Consider the following 17,174-nt stretch of genomic DNA (forward strand, 5'->3'; position numbering starts at 1 on the left):
GATTGTATTTGTTTTTTTTGCTTTCGGGAATTAATTATTTTTTAAATCTTTCCCATTTGATCAGCATATACTTATCTGCAAATTGAGTGATGATAATCCCTGAGTTTTTAATATTTTCTTCTTGAGCAATGTATTCAATGAGCTCACTTTGTTTTAGTATTTTATAAACCGGATGGAATTCCGAATGGGGAGGTCTTGTGATGTTGTATTTTTTGATCCATGAGCTGATTGTAACATGAGAAACACCTATAATACGCTCTATTTCACGATAGCTTAATCCTTCAAGGTAGAGTTGTAGTGCCTTTGTTACGTAATAGTCGTCAATTTGTTTTCCCAGTTTTTTTACGGTAAAATAATAGTTGCAGCTTTTACAGTGAAAGCGTTGTTTCTCATTTACAATGCCGCTTTTTACTACTTTATTGCTGTGACATTTTGGGCATGTATTTTCCATAACTATAGTATTTTAGCAAATATATAATAAATTAGCAAATATACATTTTTGATTAAAGATAATTTTACCTGTGTAATTTTTTTAAACAAAAAAAATATCTTTTTTATTTGGTTTTAAAAGAAATTATATTTTAAATTTGCCAAAAAATTTAGATAAATAAATGGAAATAGAAATTTCCTCATGCGAACATCTAATGTATGTGAGTGAAATACAGCAGGAAATGTATGATTCTGCACAGCGTAGAGGAACGGGAATCGCAAAACGTTCCATCGAATATTTGAGTAAGAAGATTTCAGAGGGCAATGCTGTGGTGGCCACTGAAAATGGAGAATGGGTAGGCTTCTGTTATATAGAAACCTGGTCACATGGGAAGTTTGTAGCTAATTCGGGACTGATTGTGTCTCCGAAATTCAGGAACGGGGGAGTAGCGACTCAAATTAAGCATAAGGTTTTCCAGTTATCTAGAGATAAATATCCGGATGCGAAAGTATTTGGGCTTACAACAGGTCTTGCGGTTATGAAAATTAATAGCGATTTGGGATATAAACCGGTCATTTATTCTGAATTGACTCAGGATGAAGAATTCTGGAATGGCTGTAAGAACTGTGTGAATTATGAAATTCTAATGATGAAGGAACGTAAAAACTGTCTTTGTACAGCAATGCTTTTCGTTCCGGAGAATAATAAAGTAAATGGTGCTGTTAATAAGCAGCCGGAAATTAAATATAACAATGAACAAGAAAGTCATCTTAGCGTTTAGCGGAGGTTTAGATACTTCCTACTGTGCTAAATATCTTAGTGAAACACTAGGGTATGATGTGTACGCCGTTACTGTAAATACAGGAGGTTTTTCAAAAGAAGAAGAAAAAGAATTAGAAAGAAAAGCTTTAAATCTTGGAGTAAAAGAGTACAGGTGCGTAGATGCTCAGGAGGACTACTATAATTCTTGTGTGAAGTATTTGATCTTCGGAAATGTGCTGAAAAACAACACCTATCCTCTTTCTGTAAGTGCAGAACGTACGATCCAGGCGCAGGAAATTGCAAAATATGCCATAGAAGTAAATGCAGATGCTATTGCTCACGGAAGTACAGGCGCAGGAAACGACCAGGTTCGTTTTGACCTGATCTTTCAGGTAATGTGCCCAAGTGTAGAAATCATTACACCGATCAGAGATATGGCGTTATCCCGTGAAGAAGAAATTAGATTTTTGAAGAACCACGGATATGAAATGGAGTTCCATAAAGCTCAATATTCTGTCAATAAAGGTCTTTGGGGGACTTCTGTAGGAGGAAAAGAAACGTTGACATCAAGAAATTATTTACCTGAAGAAGCATTTCCTTCACAATTGAAAGAAACTCAGCCTTCAGAATTGGAGATTGAATTTAAAAACGGAGAAGTGATTTCTGTGAACGGAGAAAGTTTTGAACACTCTGTATATGCCATTCAGAAAATAGAAGAATTGGCTTCTGCTTACGGTATTGGACGTGATATTCACGTAGGAGATACGATTGTGGGAATTAAAGGAAGAGTAGGATTTGAAGCTGCAGCAGCTTCAGTAATCATTAAAGCTCACCACTTATTAGAAAAGCATACGTTGTCAAAATACCAGCAGATGATGAAATCTCAGTTATCCGACTGGTATGGAAACTGGCTTCATGAAGCACTTTTCTTAGATCCTGTAATGAGAAATATTGAGTCTTTCTTAGTGGATTCTCAGAAAACAGTAAGCGGAAAAGTCTTTGTAACCCTTCATCCGTACAGATTTATCTTAAACGGAATTGAATCCGATCATGATTTGATGTCTGATAAATTCGGAAGCTATGGAGAAGCGAACAGAGCATGGACAGGAGATGATGTAAAAGGATATACAAAAATTGTAAGCAATTCTTTAAATATATATCACCAGATCAATCAAAATATCAACTAGTTCCAAAGGAGCGATTTAACAAAAGATAGAACATGGTTCTATTCATTACAATATGAAGAAAACAGTAGGAATTGTAGGAGCAAACGGTTATACAGGAAGTGAGTTGATACGCTTGCTGGCTTTTCATCCCCATGTGACATTGAGTTTTTTATATAGTCGTTCGAATTCGGGTATAAAAATATCAGACTTGTACCCGGATTTAGCGACAGTTTGTGATAATGTTTTAACAGATCAGCCGGAAGAAGTGGATGTTCTTTTTCTGTGTCTTCCTCACAAAGAAAGCCAGAATTGGTTAACGCAAAATCCTGTTAAAGAAGAAACGCTGGTTATAGATCTGGGAAATGATTTCCGTTTGGATGGAAATTTTGGAAACAGAGAATTTATCTACGGATTACCTGAAATCAATAAAAAACAACTGGAAGGATCAAAAAGTATTGCCAATCCTGGATGCTTTGCAACAGCTATTCAGCTTGCACTTTTACCATTAGCGGAAAAAGGATTGCTGGATGAGGTTTTTACTACAGGAATTACAGGATCTACAGGTGCAGGGCAGTCTTTGCAGGCTACTACACATTTTACGTGGAGGAATGATAATATATCAGCCTATAAAACTTTGACCCATCAGCATGTAGATGAGATTTTGAAACATATAGTTTTGTTTAATCATAAAGAGGTCAGCCTGAATTTTGTACCATGGAGAGGAGATTTTGCGAGAGGGATTTTTACAAGTTCTACAGTGAAAACAGATTTAGGAATTTCTGACATCTATCAATTGTATCAGGATTTTTATGCAGATGAACCTTTTGTAAAGGTAAGTGAAAAAGCAATTGATTTAAAGCAGGTTGTCAATACCAATCGCTGTGTGATTCAGATTGAAAAAAGTGGAAATGTAGCGGTTATTCACTCAGCGATTGACAATTTGTTAAAAGGAGCTTCAGGTCAGGCAGTACAGAACATGAATATTGCCATGGGTTGGGAAGAAAATGCAGGATTAAACCTAAAGCCGATAGCATTTTAAATTATTAATAAGGTAGAAGGTTGTAGATGATAGGTTGCAGTAGTGTGAAGAATAAATTTACAGCTGCAGACTTTGAACCATCAGCTAACCAACTAACAACTAGCAACAAAAATGAATTTATTCAACGTATATCCATTATTCAACATAAATCCGGTAAAAGCTCAGGGATCATTTCTTTGGGATGATAAAGGAGAACAATATCTAGATTTCTACGGAGGACACGCAGTGATTTCTATCGGGCACAATCATCCGCACTATCAAAATAAATTAAAAGACCAGCTGGAAAGGATCTCTTTCTATTCCAATTCCGTTCAGAATGAATTACAGACTGAGCTGGCAGAAAAACTGGGGAAGCTTTCAGGTCATGAAGATTATAATCTTTTCCTGTGCAATTCAGGAGCTGAGGCCAATGAGAATGCTTTAAAACTGGCTTCTTTTCATAACGGAAAAAGTAAGGTTCTTTACTTTTCGGGATCTTTCCACGGAAGAACATCAGCAGCTGTTGCTGTAACGGATAATCCGAAAATCGTTGCTCCGGTTAACTTTTCAGAAAGATTTATCAAATCAGAATGGAATGATGTAAAGCAACTTGAAGAAACCTTTGCTATTCATGGAAACGAGATATCTTCAGTAATTATCGAAGGAATTCAGGGAGTAGGAGGAATTATGATTCCAACCGCTGAGTTTTTGTCTAAAATCAAAGAACTCTGCGAAAAATACAACACGGTCCTTATTTTAGATGAAGTACAGTCCGGATATGGAAGAAGCGGATATTTCTTTGCACATCAGGAGTTTGGGATTGAAGCAGACATCATTACAACAGCAAAAGGAATGGGGAACGGATTTCCAATCGGAGGAGTTCTTATCCATCCTAAATTCGAAGCAAGTAACGGTTTATTAGGAACCACATTCGGAGGAAACCATCTTGCTTGTGCTGCTGCCATTGCCGTTTTGGACGTAATGAAAGATGAAAATCTTGTTGAAAATGCTCAGCAAATGGGCGAGTATATAGAAAATGAAATTAAAGATTTACCACATATCAAATCTATCCGAAGGAAAGGTTTGATGATCGGAATAGAACTCGATAGAGACTGTTCAGAAGTAAGGAAAGAACTACTTTTTGATCATCATATTTTCACGGGAAACTCAAATGATAAGACTGTGTTGAGGATTCTTCCTGCACTGAATATCAAAAAAGAGGAAACAGATCTTTTCATCAATGCTTTGAAAGCCGTGCTTGGAAAAATTTAAACCACAAAAGTCACAAAAGAATTTAAACACTTAAGTGATTTAAGAAAATAATAAAGGCTTAAGAAGTGCACTTAAGTTTTCGAAAATCTTTGATTTTCTTCTTATGTGAGCTTATATATTTTCAAAATAATCAACTTTTAAAACTTAAGTGTTATAAAGTGTTTTAGTAAAAACTTTTGTGCTTAGATCAACAATCAATGTGTAGAAAAATCTTTAAAATCAATTTAAAATGAAAAAATTCACCTCTGTAAGTGATGTAGAAAACTTACAGGACATCATAAAAAAAGCTTTACAGATCAAAGCTGACCCTCTTTCAGAAACTGAAAAAGGAAAAGGAAAAACAATAGGACTTGTATTTTTAAACTCCAGTCTGAGAACCCGTTTAAGCAGCCAGATTGCTGCACAAAATCTTGGATTAAATGTTCTAACCCTTAATGCTGCTCAGGAAGCCTGGAATCTGGAATTCGCTGATGGAGCCATAATGAACGGAGATACGGTAGAGCACATCAAAGACGCGATAGAAGTATTAAATCAATATTGCGATATCATTGCGGTACGTTGTTTCGCAGGAATGAAAAACAAAGAAGACGATATTAACGAAAGTATTTTAAGTCAGTTTGAGCAACATGCTAAAGTGCCGGTTATCTCTTTGGAATCTGCAACCCGTCACCCTTTACAAAGTTTGGCAGACTGTATTACTATTACAGAAAACTGGAAAAAAGATCATAAGCCGAAAGTTGTATTAACTTGGGCTCCTCACATCAAGCCTATCGCTCAGGCCGTAGGAAATTCTTTTGCAGAATGGATGCAGGAAATGGATGTAGATTTCGTTATTGCTAATCCTGAAGGCTATGATCTTGATAAAAACTTTACCAAAGATGTACAGGTGATCCATGATCAAGATGAAGCATTAAAAGATGCAGATTTTATCTATGTGAAAAACTGGTCGTCTTTTGATGATTATGCACAAATGCCGGAGGTAAAAGAGAATTGGATGCTTACCAATGAGAAATTGAAAAATACCAATAACGGAAAGGTAATGCACTGTTTACCCGTTCGTCGTAATGTGGAATTGAGTGATGAGGTAATGGATGGAGGAAACTCTATCATTTACCAGCAGGCAAAGAATCGTATCTTCTCAGCGCAGGCTGTGTTCAGCGAAATTTTAGATGAATTAAAAGCCTAGAATGTTTCTTGTTAAGGTTTTTAAACTTTAACAAGGATAAAAAGAGGTAAATATCTCAAAAGTTTACAATGAAAGAAAAGTTATACATCATAAAAATTGGCGGAGCTTTAATTGATGATGAAGAATTATTAAACCAATTCTTAGAACAGTTTTCTGAAATCCAGGAAAAGAAAATTCTTGTACACGGAGGAGGGAAATTGGCTACAACGCTTGCTGATAAACTGGGGATTGAACAGAAAATGATCAATGGAAGGAGGATTACCGATAAAGATACGCTGGATATTGTAACAATGGTATACGCCGGAGGAATCAATAAGAATATTGTTGAAAAGCTGCAGCAGAAGAAATGTAATGCCATAGGGTTCTCCGGAGCAGACGGAAATCTGATTAAAGCTAAAAAAAGAGAGCATCCTGAAATAGATTTCGGATTTGTAGGTGATATCAGTAAGAAAAGTGTTAATAAAAAACTGCTTTCAAAACTGATAAAACTCGATCTCATTCCGGTATTTTCGGCGATAACGCACGACAAAAAGGGAAATCTCTTCAATACCAATGCTGATACCATTGCTTCTGTGATGGCGCAGGCTTTATCAGAGAAATATGAAGTGGAACTACTGTATTGTTTCGATAAAGAAGGTGTTTTAGAAGATATTAATGATCCGGATTCTGTGATAAAAAGTGTTTCTGAAGAAGAGTTTTCAGCACTGAAAGAACAGGGAAAACTTCACAAAGGGATATTGCCCAAACTGGAAAATGCTCTTGGAGCAGTAAAAAATAATGTAAATAAAGTGTTTCTGATCAAAGAAACCGAACTTAAAAACCATATAGAAAATCATCATGCAGGAACAGAAATCTGTTTATAATAAAGAAGAATTGCTAGACAATGCCGTGCAGTTGCTTAAAAATCTGATTGAAATTCCTTCATTCAGCAAAGATGAATTCAATACATCGGTAGAAATTGAAAATTTCTTCAACAAACACCAGATTCCGACCAAACGTTTCAAAAACAACATTTGGGCAGTCAATAAAAACTTTGATGTATTCAAACCATCCGTTTTGCTGAATACGCATCATGACACTGTGAAGCCGAACAAAGCTTACACCCTTGATCCGTTTGTTCCTGTTGAAAAAGACGGTAAATTGTACGGGTTGGGAAGTAATGATGCGGGAGCATCGTTGGTTTCTATGGCACAGGTGTTTTTACATTTCTATGAAAAAGAAGATTTAAAATATAATTTAGTTATTGCTTTGACGGCAGAGGAGGAGATTTCAGGTTTTGACGGAATTGAAGCCCTGTTTCCACAGCTTCCCAATATTGAACTCGCCATTGTAGGAGAACCCACGCAGATGAATCTGGCGATTGCAGAAAAAGGGCTGCTGGTGATAGATGGGGAAATGAAGGGAACTCCTTCTCATGCTGCTCATCCTAATGACGATAATTCGATTGTAAAATGTATGCAGGATCTGCAGCATATTTTAGACTTTAAATTTCCAAAAGTATCGGAATATCTGGGAGATGTTAAAATTACCCTTTCAGGAATTCATGCCGGAGTACAGCATAACGTAGTGCCCGAATCATGCAACTTCACACTGGATGTAAGAGTAACAGATGAATATTCCAACAAAGAAGCCTTCGAAATGATTCAGTCTCAAATGAAATCCACCCTTACGGCGAGATCTTTCAGGTTGAATTCTTCAAAAATTGAAATGGATCATCCATTTGTGAAAGCAGGCTTGGAAATAGGAAGGACCACTTATGGTTCCCCAACTTCTTCAGATCAGGCAATCATTCCATGCACCTCTGTGAAAATGGGACCTGGAGACAGTAGGCGCTCTCACACTGCGGATGAATTCATCTATATCAATGAAATAGAAGAAGGGATTGATATCTATATCCGAATTTTGGAAAAAGTGTTATAAAAATGGAAGACGAAGATGGAATCAGGGAGTTTTATCGTTTGTAATTTGCTTTCTGCTTTCAATCTTAAACTTCCAGCTCAATATATGTTTTGACTCCGCTCAGCAGGCGAAAAGTTGACATTTTTAATAAAGATTTATGCAAAAAAGAATATTAAAAAGAAAAACTTTTAATGAGGAGATGTTTTTTTATAGTTAAAAATTAAGGAATGCCTTGCTGGGCAAGTCAAAACCAATCAAATATTTTAAATCGAATCAATATGAAAAAGATATGGCAGAAGGACGACCTTGCCACCAATATATTAGTGAATACATTCACCGTCGGGAAAGATCTCGACTTTGATGAACGTCTGGCAAAATATGATGTCAAAGGTTCAATGGCACACTGCAAAATGCTGGCAGAAACCGGTATTATTTCTCACGAAGAATCAGAGCAGATGTTAGCTGTTTTAAATACTGTTTTACATGAAATTGAAAATGGCAGTTTTGAAATTGATAAAGAAGCTGAGGATATCCATTCTCAGGTAGAAGCCATCTTAATTGAAAAATTAGGAGATACAGGAAAGAAAATTCATACCGCAAGATCAAGAAATGATCAGGTTTTGCTGGATATCAAGTTATATTTATTGGATGAGATCCGTGAAATTACAGTACTTACAGACGAGTTTTTCCAGATCTTGATTCGGTTGGCAGATCAGCATAAAAATGTTTTACTTCCGGGGTATACCCATCTTCAGATCGCAATGCCTTCTTCTTTCGGATTGTGGTTTGGAGCCTATGCCGAAGCTCTTTTAGATGATGTTGAAATGCTATTTTCCACAAAAAATATCATCAACAAAAACCCATTGGGGTCTGCAGCAGGATATGGTTCCTCATTCCCGATTAACCGTGAAAGCACTACTTATAATCTGGGCTTTCAGTCGATGAACTATAACTCTGTGTATGCACAGATGACCCGCGGAAAGTCGGAAAAAATGCTGTCAATGGCAATGGCTACACTGGCGGGAACACTTGGGAAGTTTGCTTATGATGTTTGCCTGTATTTGAGTCAGAATTTTGATTTCATTAGTTTTCCAAAGGAATTTACAACCGGAAGCAGCATTATGCCACACAAAAAGAATCCGGATATTTTTGAACTGGTTCGCGCACGATGCAACAGAATCCAGTCACTTCCGAATGAACTGATTCTTCTCACCAATAACCTGCCTTCAGGATACCACAGAGACGTACAGCTCACTAAAGAAATCCTTTTCCCGGCGATAGATTCTTTAAAAGAATGTCTTGAAATTCTGAGTTATACTTTACCTAATATCCAGGTAAAAGACGGGATTCTTGAAGATGAAAAGTACAAATATCTGTTCAGCGTAGAAAAGATCAATGAAGAAGTGAAAAACGGAAGTTCTTTCCGTGATGCTTATGTGAAAGTAGGGCAGGAAATTGAAAACAATGCATTCGATTTTGAACCAGGAAATCTAAATCATACTCACCAGGGAAGTATTGGAAATCTTTGTTTGGACAAAATAGAATATCAGTTCAATAAACTGAAAAACAAATTATTGGGTTAGAATCTAAGCCATTAAGATTGAGTAACTAAAGCAGAATCAGTAGAACCTAAAATTATTTTAGCTTTCTGCCTTGCATTCGTTTGTGAACCCCTTAATCTTAATAAATCTTACCTGCTTAAACAATCTTAATGGCTGGATTCTATTTTGTTCTTTGAATTTGATGATTGATAAATTGAACCATTAAGGTCGATAATACTTTAAGGTTACTTTATGAAAATCTACTGCCTACCATTTTATCGGAGATAAAATCTTAACGCCTTAAAGCAAAACGATAATAATGTATATTATTCTAGTACGCAAGAAAATCAAGGATTTTCAGCAAGTGAAACCTGGATAATAATGTGGTTAAAAGTAAAAGGGTCTATTCCAGGTCAATTTTAAACTTGGTTGATTTTTTCACCTCGTGCAATACTATAGAACTGTGATATTGCCCAATGTTGGGAAGATTTGAAATCACATTTACCGCAAATTCATTATAAGAATTGATGTCTTTTGCAATAATTTTCAACATATAGTCATATTCCCCGGAAAGGCTGGTGATCTCCTGAACTTCATCATAGTTTCCAATGTTTTCCTCAAAGGTTTCCAATACTTTCTTGGATTGTTCTTTAAGACGGACATTACAATACACGATGATATTCAGGCCCAGTTTTTCACGGTTTAAAAGACCTACATATTTTTCAATGATCCCTTGTTTCTCCAGTTGTTTGATGCGTTCATACGTTGGAGTAAAGGTAAGACCTATCTTTTCTGAAATTTCTTTAACAGATAATGTGGAGTCTTCCTGAATAATACTGAGAATCATTTTGTCTTTTAAATCCATAAACTAATTTGAGTTGTAACAAAAATATTAATTTTAAATGAGAATAAGGAAATACTAAAGTTTTTAATTTATTTCAAACTTAATTTTTGTAGGTTCATAAAATTGTTGTATCTTTGCACCTAATGAATAAAAAAGCATTTATATCATTAGATTTACCGGGCGAAAGCGCCCTTTACGATATTTATTGTTATTAAGCGAAGATTGTTGTCTTCGCTTTTTTTATGCTCAAAAATTAAGAATTATGTTTACGATTACAGAACTAAGCACCGAGAGAATCAACAGTATACTGACAGAAGCACTTGCTTTTGCAAATGGTAAAACTGCCAAAATTGAAGGAGAAGTTTTTTGCTCAAACCTTTTCTTCGAAGACAGTACAAGAACAAAGACAAGCTTTGATCTTGCAGAACGAAAACTAGGATTACAGGTTGTTCCTTTTGATGCATCACACAGTTCGGTAAACAAAGGCGAGAGTCTTTATGATACAGTGAGAACTATCGAAAGCCTTGGGGTAAACCTGGTGGTGATTCGAGATAAAAAAGACAGATATTTTGAAGAATTAAAAAATATTGAAATACCGGTAATCAACGGCGGAGACGGAACAGGAAATCATCCTTCTCAATGTATGCTGGATCTGATGACCATCTATCAGGAGTTTGGAAAATTCGAAGGATTAAAAGTAGGGATCGTAGGAGATGTAAAACACAGCCGTGTTGCCAACTCAAACGCAGAAGCATTAAGAAGACTGGGCGCAAAAGTATACTTCTCCGGACCAGAGCAATGGTTTGACGAAGGAGCTTTGATCAACGGAACATATATGTCAGTTGACGAACTGATCGCAGAAGTAGATGTTCTGATGTTATTAAGGATTCAACATGAAAGACACGATGCAGCCATGAGTTTTACCGCTTCAGAGTACCATAAAAGATATGGGTTGACAAAAGAAAGAGAGCAGGGAATGAAAAAAGAAGCGATCATTATGCACCCGGCACCCATCAACAGAGATGTAGAAATTGATTCAGACCTGGTGGAATGCAAAAGATCAAGAGTCTTCAAACAAATGCAGAACGGTGTTTTTGCGAGAATGGCGATTTTAAAAGAAGCGCTGGAAGAAAAAGGGTTTACCTTTAAATAAGTTGTAAAAAAGTAAAATGTAAAAAGTATTTACGAATACATTGTACAAAAAAGAAAATAATAGAAAATCTAATTTTTAAAAATGAAGAAAAAATTAATACTGGAGTCCGGTGAAGTGTTTCATGGAGAAGGTTTCGGAGCAGAATTGGAAACTGCAGGGGAAGTAGTTTTCAATACCGGAATGACAGGGTATCAGGAATTGATCTCTGACCCGTCTTACTGCGGTCAGATAGTTTGTATGACCTATCCGCTTATCGGGAATTATGGTATTAACCGTGATGATTATGAAAGTATCGAACCGGCAATTAAAGGACTTATCGTAAAAGAACTTTGCGATTTACCTTCCAATTTCCGTACTCAGATTACTTTAGATGAATTATTTAAAAAGAAAAACCTTTCAGGAATTTCAGGAATTGACACAAGAAGATTAACAAGGATTCTTCGTAATTCCGGAGTGGTAAAAGGAAAAATCGTAAATGCAGATGCTGACGATGCTGCAGTTGCTACAGAGCTGAAAACAACGACTTTCCCAACCAATCAGGTAGAAGAAGTTTCTACTAAAACACCTTATGCCAACCCAAACAGAGGTTTCAAGGTAGTATTGGTAGATTTCGGGGCAAAATTGGGAATCATCAGAGAGTTGTCTCAAAGAAACTGTGATATCATCGTAGTATCTCAGGATACAACAGCAGAAGATATCCTGTTGATGAACCCGGACGGAATCATGCTTTCCAACGGTCCTGGTGACCCGGAAGATGTACCGCACGCTTTAGACATGATCAGAGGATTATTAGGAAAAGTTCCCATCTTCGGAATTTGTTTAGGACATCAGTTAATAGGTCTTGCTTGTGGAGCAAAAACGTTCAAACTGAAATTCGGACACAGAGGAGGAAACCATCCTGTATTAGATCTGGAGAAAAACACAGTAGCAATCACTTCTCAAAATCACGGATACGCTGTAGATCAGGAAAGTTTAAAAGGAACAGACCTTATCGAAACGCACATCGCTCTGAATGACAGAACAAACGAAGGATTAAAACACAAAATCCACCCTTGTTTCTCAGTTCAGTATCACCCTGAAGCGAGCCCTGGTCCAGAAGATGCAAACTACCTGTTTGATGAGTTCATTCAAATGATGGAGGACTTTAAAAAGTAAGGAAGATTTCAGATATTAGACATCAGATAACAGACTCTATCATGCACAATTTTGAAAAATTAGTTTTTTGGCAAAAATCAATTGAACTTGCAAAACAGGTTTACATCATTTGCTCAGAATTACCTAAAGATGAAAAGTTTGGTTTAATTTCTCAAATTAAAAGATCTGCAGTCTCTATTCCTTCAAATATAGCAGAAGGGGCAGGAAGAAATAATGATAGAGAATTTTATCATTTTCTTGGTATTGCAAACGCTTCCTCTTTTGAGTTGCAGACACAGTTAATTTTAACTAGAGAATTAAATTTACTTGATGTAGAAAAAGTTAATAGTTTAATATCAAATCTGAATGAAATTCAAAGAATGATTTATACATTCAAATCTAATTTAAAAAAGTAAAACACCATGTTAGAAGTCTGAAATCTGACATCTAGCATCTTGTATCTAAAAAAAGAAAAATGGCAAAACGTACAGATATAAAAACAATTTTAGTAATCGGTTCAGGACCTATCATCATCGGTCAGGCAGCTGAATTTGATTACGCAGGAACGCAGGCTTGTCTGTCTTTGAAAGAAGAAGGCTACAAGGTTATTCTGATCAACTCAAACCCTGCAACGATCATGACGGATGTGGAAATCGCTGATAAAGTATATATCGAGCCGATTTCATTACAGTTTGTAAGCCACATCATCAGAAAAGAACGTCCGGATGCATTATTACCAACTTTGGGAGGGCAAACAGGTCTTAACATGGCGGTGGAATTGGAAAAATCAGGAATTCTTGAAGAGTGCAAAGTGGAAGTATTGGGAACAAAGCTTTCTGCGATCAACAGAGCAGAAGACAGAGACCTTTTCCGTGAGTTGATGAGAGAACTGAATGAGCCGGTACCGGAATCTGATATCGTAAATACGGTAGAAGGAGCACTTGCTTTTGCTGATAATATCGGATACCCTGTCATTGTTCGCCCTGCCTTTACAATGGGAGGAACCGGAGGAGGTATCGCTTCCAACGAAGTAGAATTGAAAGAGATTGCTGAATTGGGACTGAAGCACAGCCCGGTTACCCAGTGTCTTATCGAAAAATCAATCGCAGGTTTCAAAGAAATTGAATACGAAGTAATGCGTGATGCAAACGACAATGCCATTGTAGTTTGTAACATGGAAAATATTGACCCGGTAGGAGTTCACACAGGAGACTCTATCGTAGTGGCACCTTCTCAGACGCTTTCAGACAGAGAGTATCAGTTACTGAGAAATGCTTCGCTGAAAATCATCAGAGCGTTAGGAATTGAAGGGGGATGTAACGTACAGTTAGCCTTAGATCCACATTCATTCGAATACTATATCATCGAGGTAAACCCTAGAGTTTCCCGTTCATCAGCATTAGCGAGTAAGGCAACAGGGTACCCGATTGCAAAAATCGCTGCAAAAATTGCGGTAGGATTAACGCTGGATGAAATCATGAATCCTGTAACAGGAAAAACATATGCATGTTTCGAGCCGGCTCTTGACTATGTAGTAACGAAATTCCCAAGATTCCCATTCGATAAATTCGAAACGGCAGACAGAAGACTTTCCACTCAGATGAAAGCAACTGGTGAAGTAATGGCAATCGGTAGAAACCTTGAAGAGTCTTTACAGAAAGCAATCCGTTCATTAGAAACAGGAATCAAGCATTTAGGATTAAAAACTAAACAAGCTCAGGCCCTTACTGCTGAAGAAATCGAAAGAAGAATCAGAGTGTGTGATGATGAGAGATTATTCATCATCGGAGATGCTTTAAGAAGAGGTTACGACTGGGAGCAGATTGTAGAATGGAGTAAAATCGACAAATTCTTTATCTGGAAACTTAAAAAACTAGTTGACTTCGAAAAAGTAATCGCTGAAAACAAATTTGACAAAGAAACTCTAATTGAAGCTAAAAGATTAGGTTTTGCAGACATCAACATCGCAGTTCTTTGGGATGTGAAAGAGCGTGAGGTTTTCAACTTCAGAAAAGAAAACGGAATCATGCCGGTTTACAAAATGGTAGACACTTGCGCCGCTGAATTTGAATCTGAAACCCCTTATTTCTACGGAACTTACGAAGAAGAAAACGAAAGTGTTGTTTCAGACAAAGAAAAAATCATCGTACTGGGTTCAGGACCTATCAGAATCGGACAGGGAGTTGAATTTGACTACGCAACCGTTCACTCAGTATGGGCGATCAAAGAAATGGGTTACGAAGCGATTATCATCAACAACAACCCTGAAACAGTTTCCACAGACTTCTCTATCTCAGACAAACTATACTTCGAGCCACTTACAGAAGAAGATGTAATGAACATCATCGAGCTTGAAAAACCAAAAGGAGTTGTAGTACAGTTCGGAGGACAGACTGCCATTAACCTTGCCGATAAATTAGCTTCTCACGGAGTACAGATCTTAGGAACATCATTAGAGGATCTTGACAGAGCTGAAAACAGAGATAAATTTGAAAAAGCACTTCAGGAATTAGGAATTCCTCAGCCAAAAGGAAGAACTTCAACTTCGAAAGAAGAAGCAATAAAAATCGCTAACGAAATCGGATATCCGGTATTGGTACGTCCAAGCTACGTTCTTGGAGGTAGAGCGATGGAAATTGTATACGCAGAAGCAGAACTGGCTCACTACATGGAAAATGCAGTAGAAGCAAGCCCTGAGCACCCTGTATTGGTAGACAAATACATGGTAGGAAAGGAGATTGAAGTAGATGCCATCTGTGATGGTGAAACTGTAGTGATTCCAGGGATTATGGAGCACATCGAGAGAGCAGGAGTTCACTCCGGAGACTCAATTGCAGTATATCCTCCACAAAATATCTCTCAGAGCGAGATTGATACTTTGGTAGACTATACACAAAGACTGGCAAAAGGATTAAAAGTTATCGGATTAATGAATATCCAGTACGTTCTTTTTGAAGGAAATGTATATGTGATCGAAGTAAACCCTCGTTCTTCAAGAACAGTTCCTTTCTTATCCAAAATCACAGAAGTTCCAATGGCAAACCTTGCAACAAAGGCAATCCTTGGACAAAAACTGAAAGATTTAGGGTACGAAAACGGATTGGTTCCAAACAAAGAAGGAGTATTTGTAAAAGTTCCTGTATTCTCTTTCTCTAAACTAACGAAAGTTGATATCTCTTTAGGCCCGGAAATGAAGTCTACAGGAGAGGTAATGGGGAAAGATACCACTCTTGAAAAAGCACTTTACAAAGGATTGGTTGCAGCAGGAAGAAAAGTTCCTATGCACGGTTCTATCCTGTTCACGGTAGCAGATAAGCATAAAGATGAGGCAGCCGCTCTTGCCGCAAGATTCCATGAAGTAGGATTCAGGATTTGGGCTACAGAAGGAACAGCGAAATTCTTCGAAGAAAAAGGAATTCCTTGCAAAATCGGATACAAAATCGGAGAAGAAAGTGTAAACCTTATCGATCTGATCCAGAAAGGAAAAGTACAGTATGTTGTGAATACCACTACAAAAGGAAAACAGGCTGAAAGAGACGGATTCCAGATCAGAAGGATGAGTGTAGAGAACGGTGTTCCTTGTTTAACTTCAATGGATACGGTAGAAGCAATTCTAAAAGTAATCGAAAGCATGAGCTTCAAAATGGAGACGATGTAATTTCGACTAAGAATATATATATCAGCCCTCATAGATTTTCAAAATCTATGAGGGTTTTTTAATGACATTTTTTTTAGAAATAAGTACCTTTGAAACTTAATGAACAGATAGACTGTTGTCACAAAACAGGTATCTGGATTTAAACTAAACTAATGCCATGAAAATATGTTAACCGAAGTCATTGATAAGTCTTACAACGTTTTTGCGAAATACAATCCAACAAGACCTTTGGATATATGTACTGACTGTTGTATGACGGCAGAGGATGAACAAAGATTAGCAGAATTTCAGGTCAGAATGATTCCCAAAGATTTGCTAGCTGAATACAATGATGGGGCAAAAACAGACAAACCCAGAATTGAGGAAGTGAAACATTTTTTGCCAAGATATCTGGATTTGGTTGGCCAATTTGAGTTTCCATCACATTCCGCGGAGCTCTCATTTTCACGTCTGATTCACTTAGATAAACTCCAATGGACTACAGAAGAATTTGAACTGTTGGATCAGTTTTCAACAGAATATTTCAAACATTGTCTCTCGATATACCCTTTGCCATCTTCTGATCTTCATATTGATACCATTATAATTATGCTCTGGAAAGCTGGTTTTAACATAGAGAAATTACTTGAAAACTGGAAAAATATAAAAACGAGAGAGAGTATTTTACATTTTCGTGATTTGTATTTTTATAGTTTTAAAAATCACAATTTTTCCAGGCTTATTAATGTTTTTGGTGATCATGTATTGGCAGGAATTTTAGGAAGCTGGCTGGAAATGTTTGAAATCAGACAAAATTTTGCCCTTATCCTTGAAAAGGTAATTATTCTTGAAAATGATTTGGATGATAAAGATGCAAATGACCTGAATGTTTTATATGAATGTATTAAGAATTAAATGAAAGATAAACTACAAATTATTTATAAATCATTTCTGTTAATAGCAATAGGTTTTATCCTAGCATATACCTTCCTTAATTGGTTGCTTGTTATAAAAATGGGTATTTCTTTAAAAAAAGATATTATAGAATTCCGAATTCCTTTCGGAGTCTCTTTTATACCTATTTTAATTTGGTTCTGGTCAAGGATAAAATTATTAAAATTCAAAAAAGATG

The 17,174-nt window shown here is 36.7% G+C and carries 15 protein-coding genes; 13 read left to right on the plus strand and 2 right to left on the minus strand.

Annotated features, from left to right (window positions below; genetic code table 11):
- Positions 1–34 precede the first annotated feature (34 nt).
- Entirely contained in the window at positions 35–451 is a 417-nt protein-coding gene (locus tag ACL9RH_RS02245) for a transposase (RefSeq protein WP_422691699.1), read from the minus strand.
- Between the two features lie 160 nt (positions 452–611).
- On the opposite strand from ACL9RH_RS02245, the gene ACL9RH_RS02250 reads away from it, so the two are divergent.
- From ACL9RH_RS02250 to argH, 8 genes are all read left to right on the plus strand, one after another.
- Positions 612–1,211, plus strand: a complete 600-nt coding sequence (locus ACL9RH_RS02250) for a GNAT family N-acetyltransferase (RefSeq protein WP_422691700.1) — start codon at positions 612–614, stop codon at positions 1,209–1,211.
- Entirely contained in the window at positions 1,183–2,379 is a 1,197-nt protein-coding gene (locus ACL9RH_RS02255) for an argininosuccinate synthase (protein ID WP_422691701.1), read from the plus strand. The genes ACL9RH_RS02250 and ACL9RH_RS02255 overlap by 29 nt, the downstream gene beginning before the upstream one ends.
- A gap of 52 nt (positions 2,380–2,431) precedes the next feature.
- Positions 2,432–3,397, plus strand: a complete 966-nt coding sequence (gene argC / locus ACL9RH_RS02260) for an N-acetyl-gamma-glutamyl-phosphate reductase (protein ID WP_422691702.1) — start codon at positions 2,432–2,434, stop codon at positions 3,395–3,397.
- 111 nt (positions 3,398–3,508) lie between these two features.
- Complete coding sequence (locus tag ACL9RH_RS02265; RefSeq protein ID WP_422691703.1) at positions 3,509–4,648, plus strand: aspartate aminotransferase family protein; 1,140 nt, start codon at positions 3,509–3,511, stop codon at positions 4,646–4,648.
- Positions 4,649–4,877: 229 nt separating this feature from the next.
- Positions 4,878–5,834: an N-acetylornithine carbamoyltransferase gene (locus ACL9RH_RS02270; RefSeq protein WP_422691704.1), complete on the plus strand. Its 957-nt coding sequence runs from the start codon at positions 4,878–4,880 to the stop codon at positions 5,832–5,834.
- A gap of 68 nt (positions 5,835–5,902) precedes the next feature.
- Entirely contained in the window at positions 5,903–6,697 is a 795-nt protein-coding gene (gene argB / locus ACL9RH_RS02275; protein ID WP_422691705.1) for an acetylglutamate kinase, read from the plus strand.
- Positions 6,672–7,754 (plus strand): M20 family metallo-hydrolase, encoded by a 1,083-nt coding sequence (locus tag ACL9RH_RS02280; RefSeq protein WP_422691706.1) that lies wholly within the window; start codon positions 6,672–6,674, stop codon positions 7,752–7,754. The genes argB and ACL9RH_RS02280 overlap by 26 nt, the downstream gene beginning before the upstream one ends.
- A gap of 257 nt (positions 7,755–8,011) precedes the next feature.
- Positions 8,012–9,316 (plus strand): argininosuccinate lyase, encoded by a 1,305-nt coding sequence (gene argH, locus ACL9RH_RS02285; RefSeq protein WP_422691707.1) that lies wholly within the window; start codon positions 8,012–8,014, stop codon positions 9,314–9,316.
- A gap of 361 nt (positions 9,317–9,677) precedes the next feature.
- Here argH and ACL9RH_RS02290 read toward each other — a convergent pair whose 3' ends face one another.
- Complete coding sequence (locus tag ACL9RH_RS02290; protein ID WP_422691708.1) at positions 9,678–10,139, minus strand: Lrp/AsnC family transcriptional regulator; 462 nt, start codon at positions 10,137–10,139, stop codon at positions 9,678–9,680.
- Between the two features lie 241 nt (positions 10,140–10,380).
- Here ACL9RH_RS02290 and ACL9RH_RS02295 point away from each other — a divergent pair, with 241 nt between their 5' ends.
- The 5 genes from ACL9RH_RS02295 to ACL9RH_RS02315 all read left to right on the plus strand — a co-directional run bounded on the left by ACL9RH_RS02295 (position 10,381) and on the right by ACL9RH_RS02315 (position 16,957).
- The gene (locus tag ACL9RH_RS02295; protein ID WP_422691709.1) at positions 10,381–11,271 is read left to right on the plus strand and encodes an aspartate carbamoyltransferase catalytic subunit; all 891 of its coding nucleotides are present in this window, start codon (positions 10,381–10,383) and stop codon (positions 11,269–11,271) included.
- Between the two features lie 81 nt (positions 11,272–11,352).
- A complete protein-coding gene (locus ACL9RH_RS02300) occupies positions 11,353–12,426 on the plus strand; it encodes a carbamoyl phosphate synthase small subunit (protein ID WP_422691710.1) in 1,074 nt (357 codons plus the stop codon).
- Between the two features lie 41 nt (positions 12,427–12,467).
- Entirely contained in the window at positions 12,468–12,821 is a 354-nt protein-coding gene (locus ACL9RH_RS02305; protein WP_422691711.1) for a four helix bundle protein, read from the plus strand.
- Between the two features lie 59 nt (positions 12,822–12,880).
- Positions 12,881–16,063, plus strand: coding sequence for a carbamoyl-phosphate synthase large subunit (carB, locus tag ACL9RH_RS02310; RefSeq protein ID WP_422691712.1), 3,183 nt, complete (start codon positions 12,881–12,883; stop codon positions 16,061–16,063).
- A 165-nt stretch (positions 16,064–16,228) separates the two neighbouring features.
- Positions 16,229–16,957, plus strand: a complete 729-nt coding sequence (locus ACL9RH_RS02315) for a hypothetical protein (RefSeq protein WP_422691713.1) — start codon at positions 16,229–16,231, stop codon at positions 16,955–16,957.
- The last annotated feature ends 217 nt before the right edge of the window (positions 16,958–17,174 follow it).

Origin of the sequence: Chryseobacterium sp. Mn2064 (genome assembly GCF_049319685.1) — a bacterium.
GTDB lineage: Bacteria > Bacteroidota > Bacteroidia > Flavobacteriales > Weeksellaceae > Chryseobacterium.

Coding starts and splice junctions, on each gene's coding strand:
- ACL9RH_RS02280 (WP_422691706.1), top strand. CDS start 6,672: ATGCAGGAACAGAAATCTGTTTATAATAAAGAAGAATTGCTAGACAAT.
- argH (WP_422691707.1), top strand. CDS start 8,012: ATGAAAAAGATATGGCAGAAGGACGACCTTGCCACCAATATATTAGTG.
- ACL9RH_RS02270 (WP_422691704.1), top strand. CDS start 4,878: ATGAAAAAATTCACCTCTGTAAGTGATGTAGAAAACTTACAGGACATC.
- argC (WP_422691702.1), top strand. CDS start 2,432: ATGAAGAAAACAGTAGGAATTGTAGGAGCAAACGGTTATACAGGAAGT.
- ACL9RH_RS02315 (WP_422691713.1), top strand. CDS start 16,229: ATGTTAACCGAAGTCATTGATAAGTCTTACAACGTTTTTGCGAAATAC.
- ACL9RH_RS02265 (WP_422691703.1), top strand. CDS start 3,509: ATGAATTTATTCAACGTATATCCATTATTCAACATAAATCCGGTAAAA.
- ACL9RH_RS02245 (WP_422691699.1), bottom strand. CDS start 451: ATGGAAAATACATGCCCAAAATGTCACAGCAATAAAGTAGTAAAAAGC.
- ACL9RH_RS02250 (WP_422691700.1), top strand. CDS start 612: ATGGAAATAGAAATTTCCTCATGCGAACATCTAATGTATGTGAGTGAA.
- ACL9RH_RS02255 (WP_422691701.1), top strand. CDS start 1,183: ATGAACAAGAAAGTCATCTTAGCGTTTAGCGGAGGTTTAGATACTTCC.
- ACL9RH_RS02305 (WP_422691711.1), top strand. CDS start 12,468: ATGCACAATTTTGAAAAATTAGTTTTTTGGCAAAAATCAATTGAACTT.
- carB (WP_422691712.1), top strand. CDS start 12,881: ATGGCAAAACGTACAGATATAAAAACAATTTTAGTAATCGGTTCAGGA.
- ACL9RH_RS02290 (WP_422691708.1), bottom strand. CDS start 10,139: ATGGATTTAAAAGACAAAATGATTCTCAGTATTATTCAGGAAGACTCC.
- ACL9RH_RS02300 (WP_422691710.1), top strand. CDS start 11,353: ATGAAGAAAAAATTAATACTGGAGTCCGGTGAAGTGTTTCATGGAGAA.
- ACL9RH_RS02295 (WP_422691709.1), top strand. CDS start 10,381: ATGTTTACGATTACAGAACTAAGCACCGAGAGAATCAACAGTATACTG.
- argB (WP_422691705.1), top strand. CDS start 5,903: ATGAAAGAAAAGTTATACATCATAAAAATTGGCGGAGCTTTAATTGAT.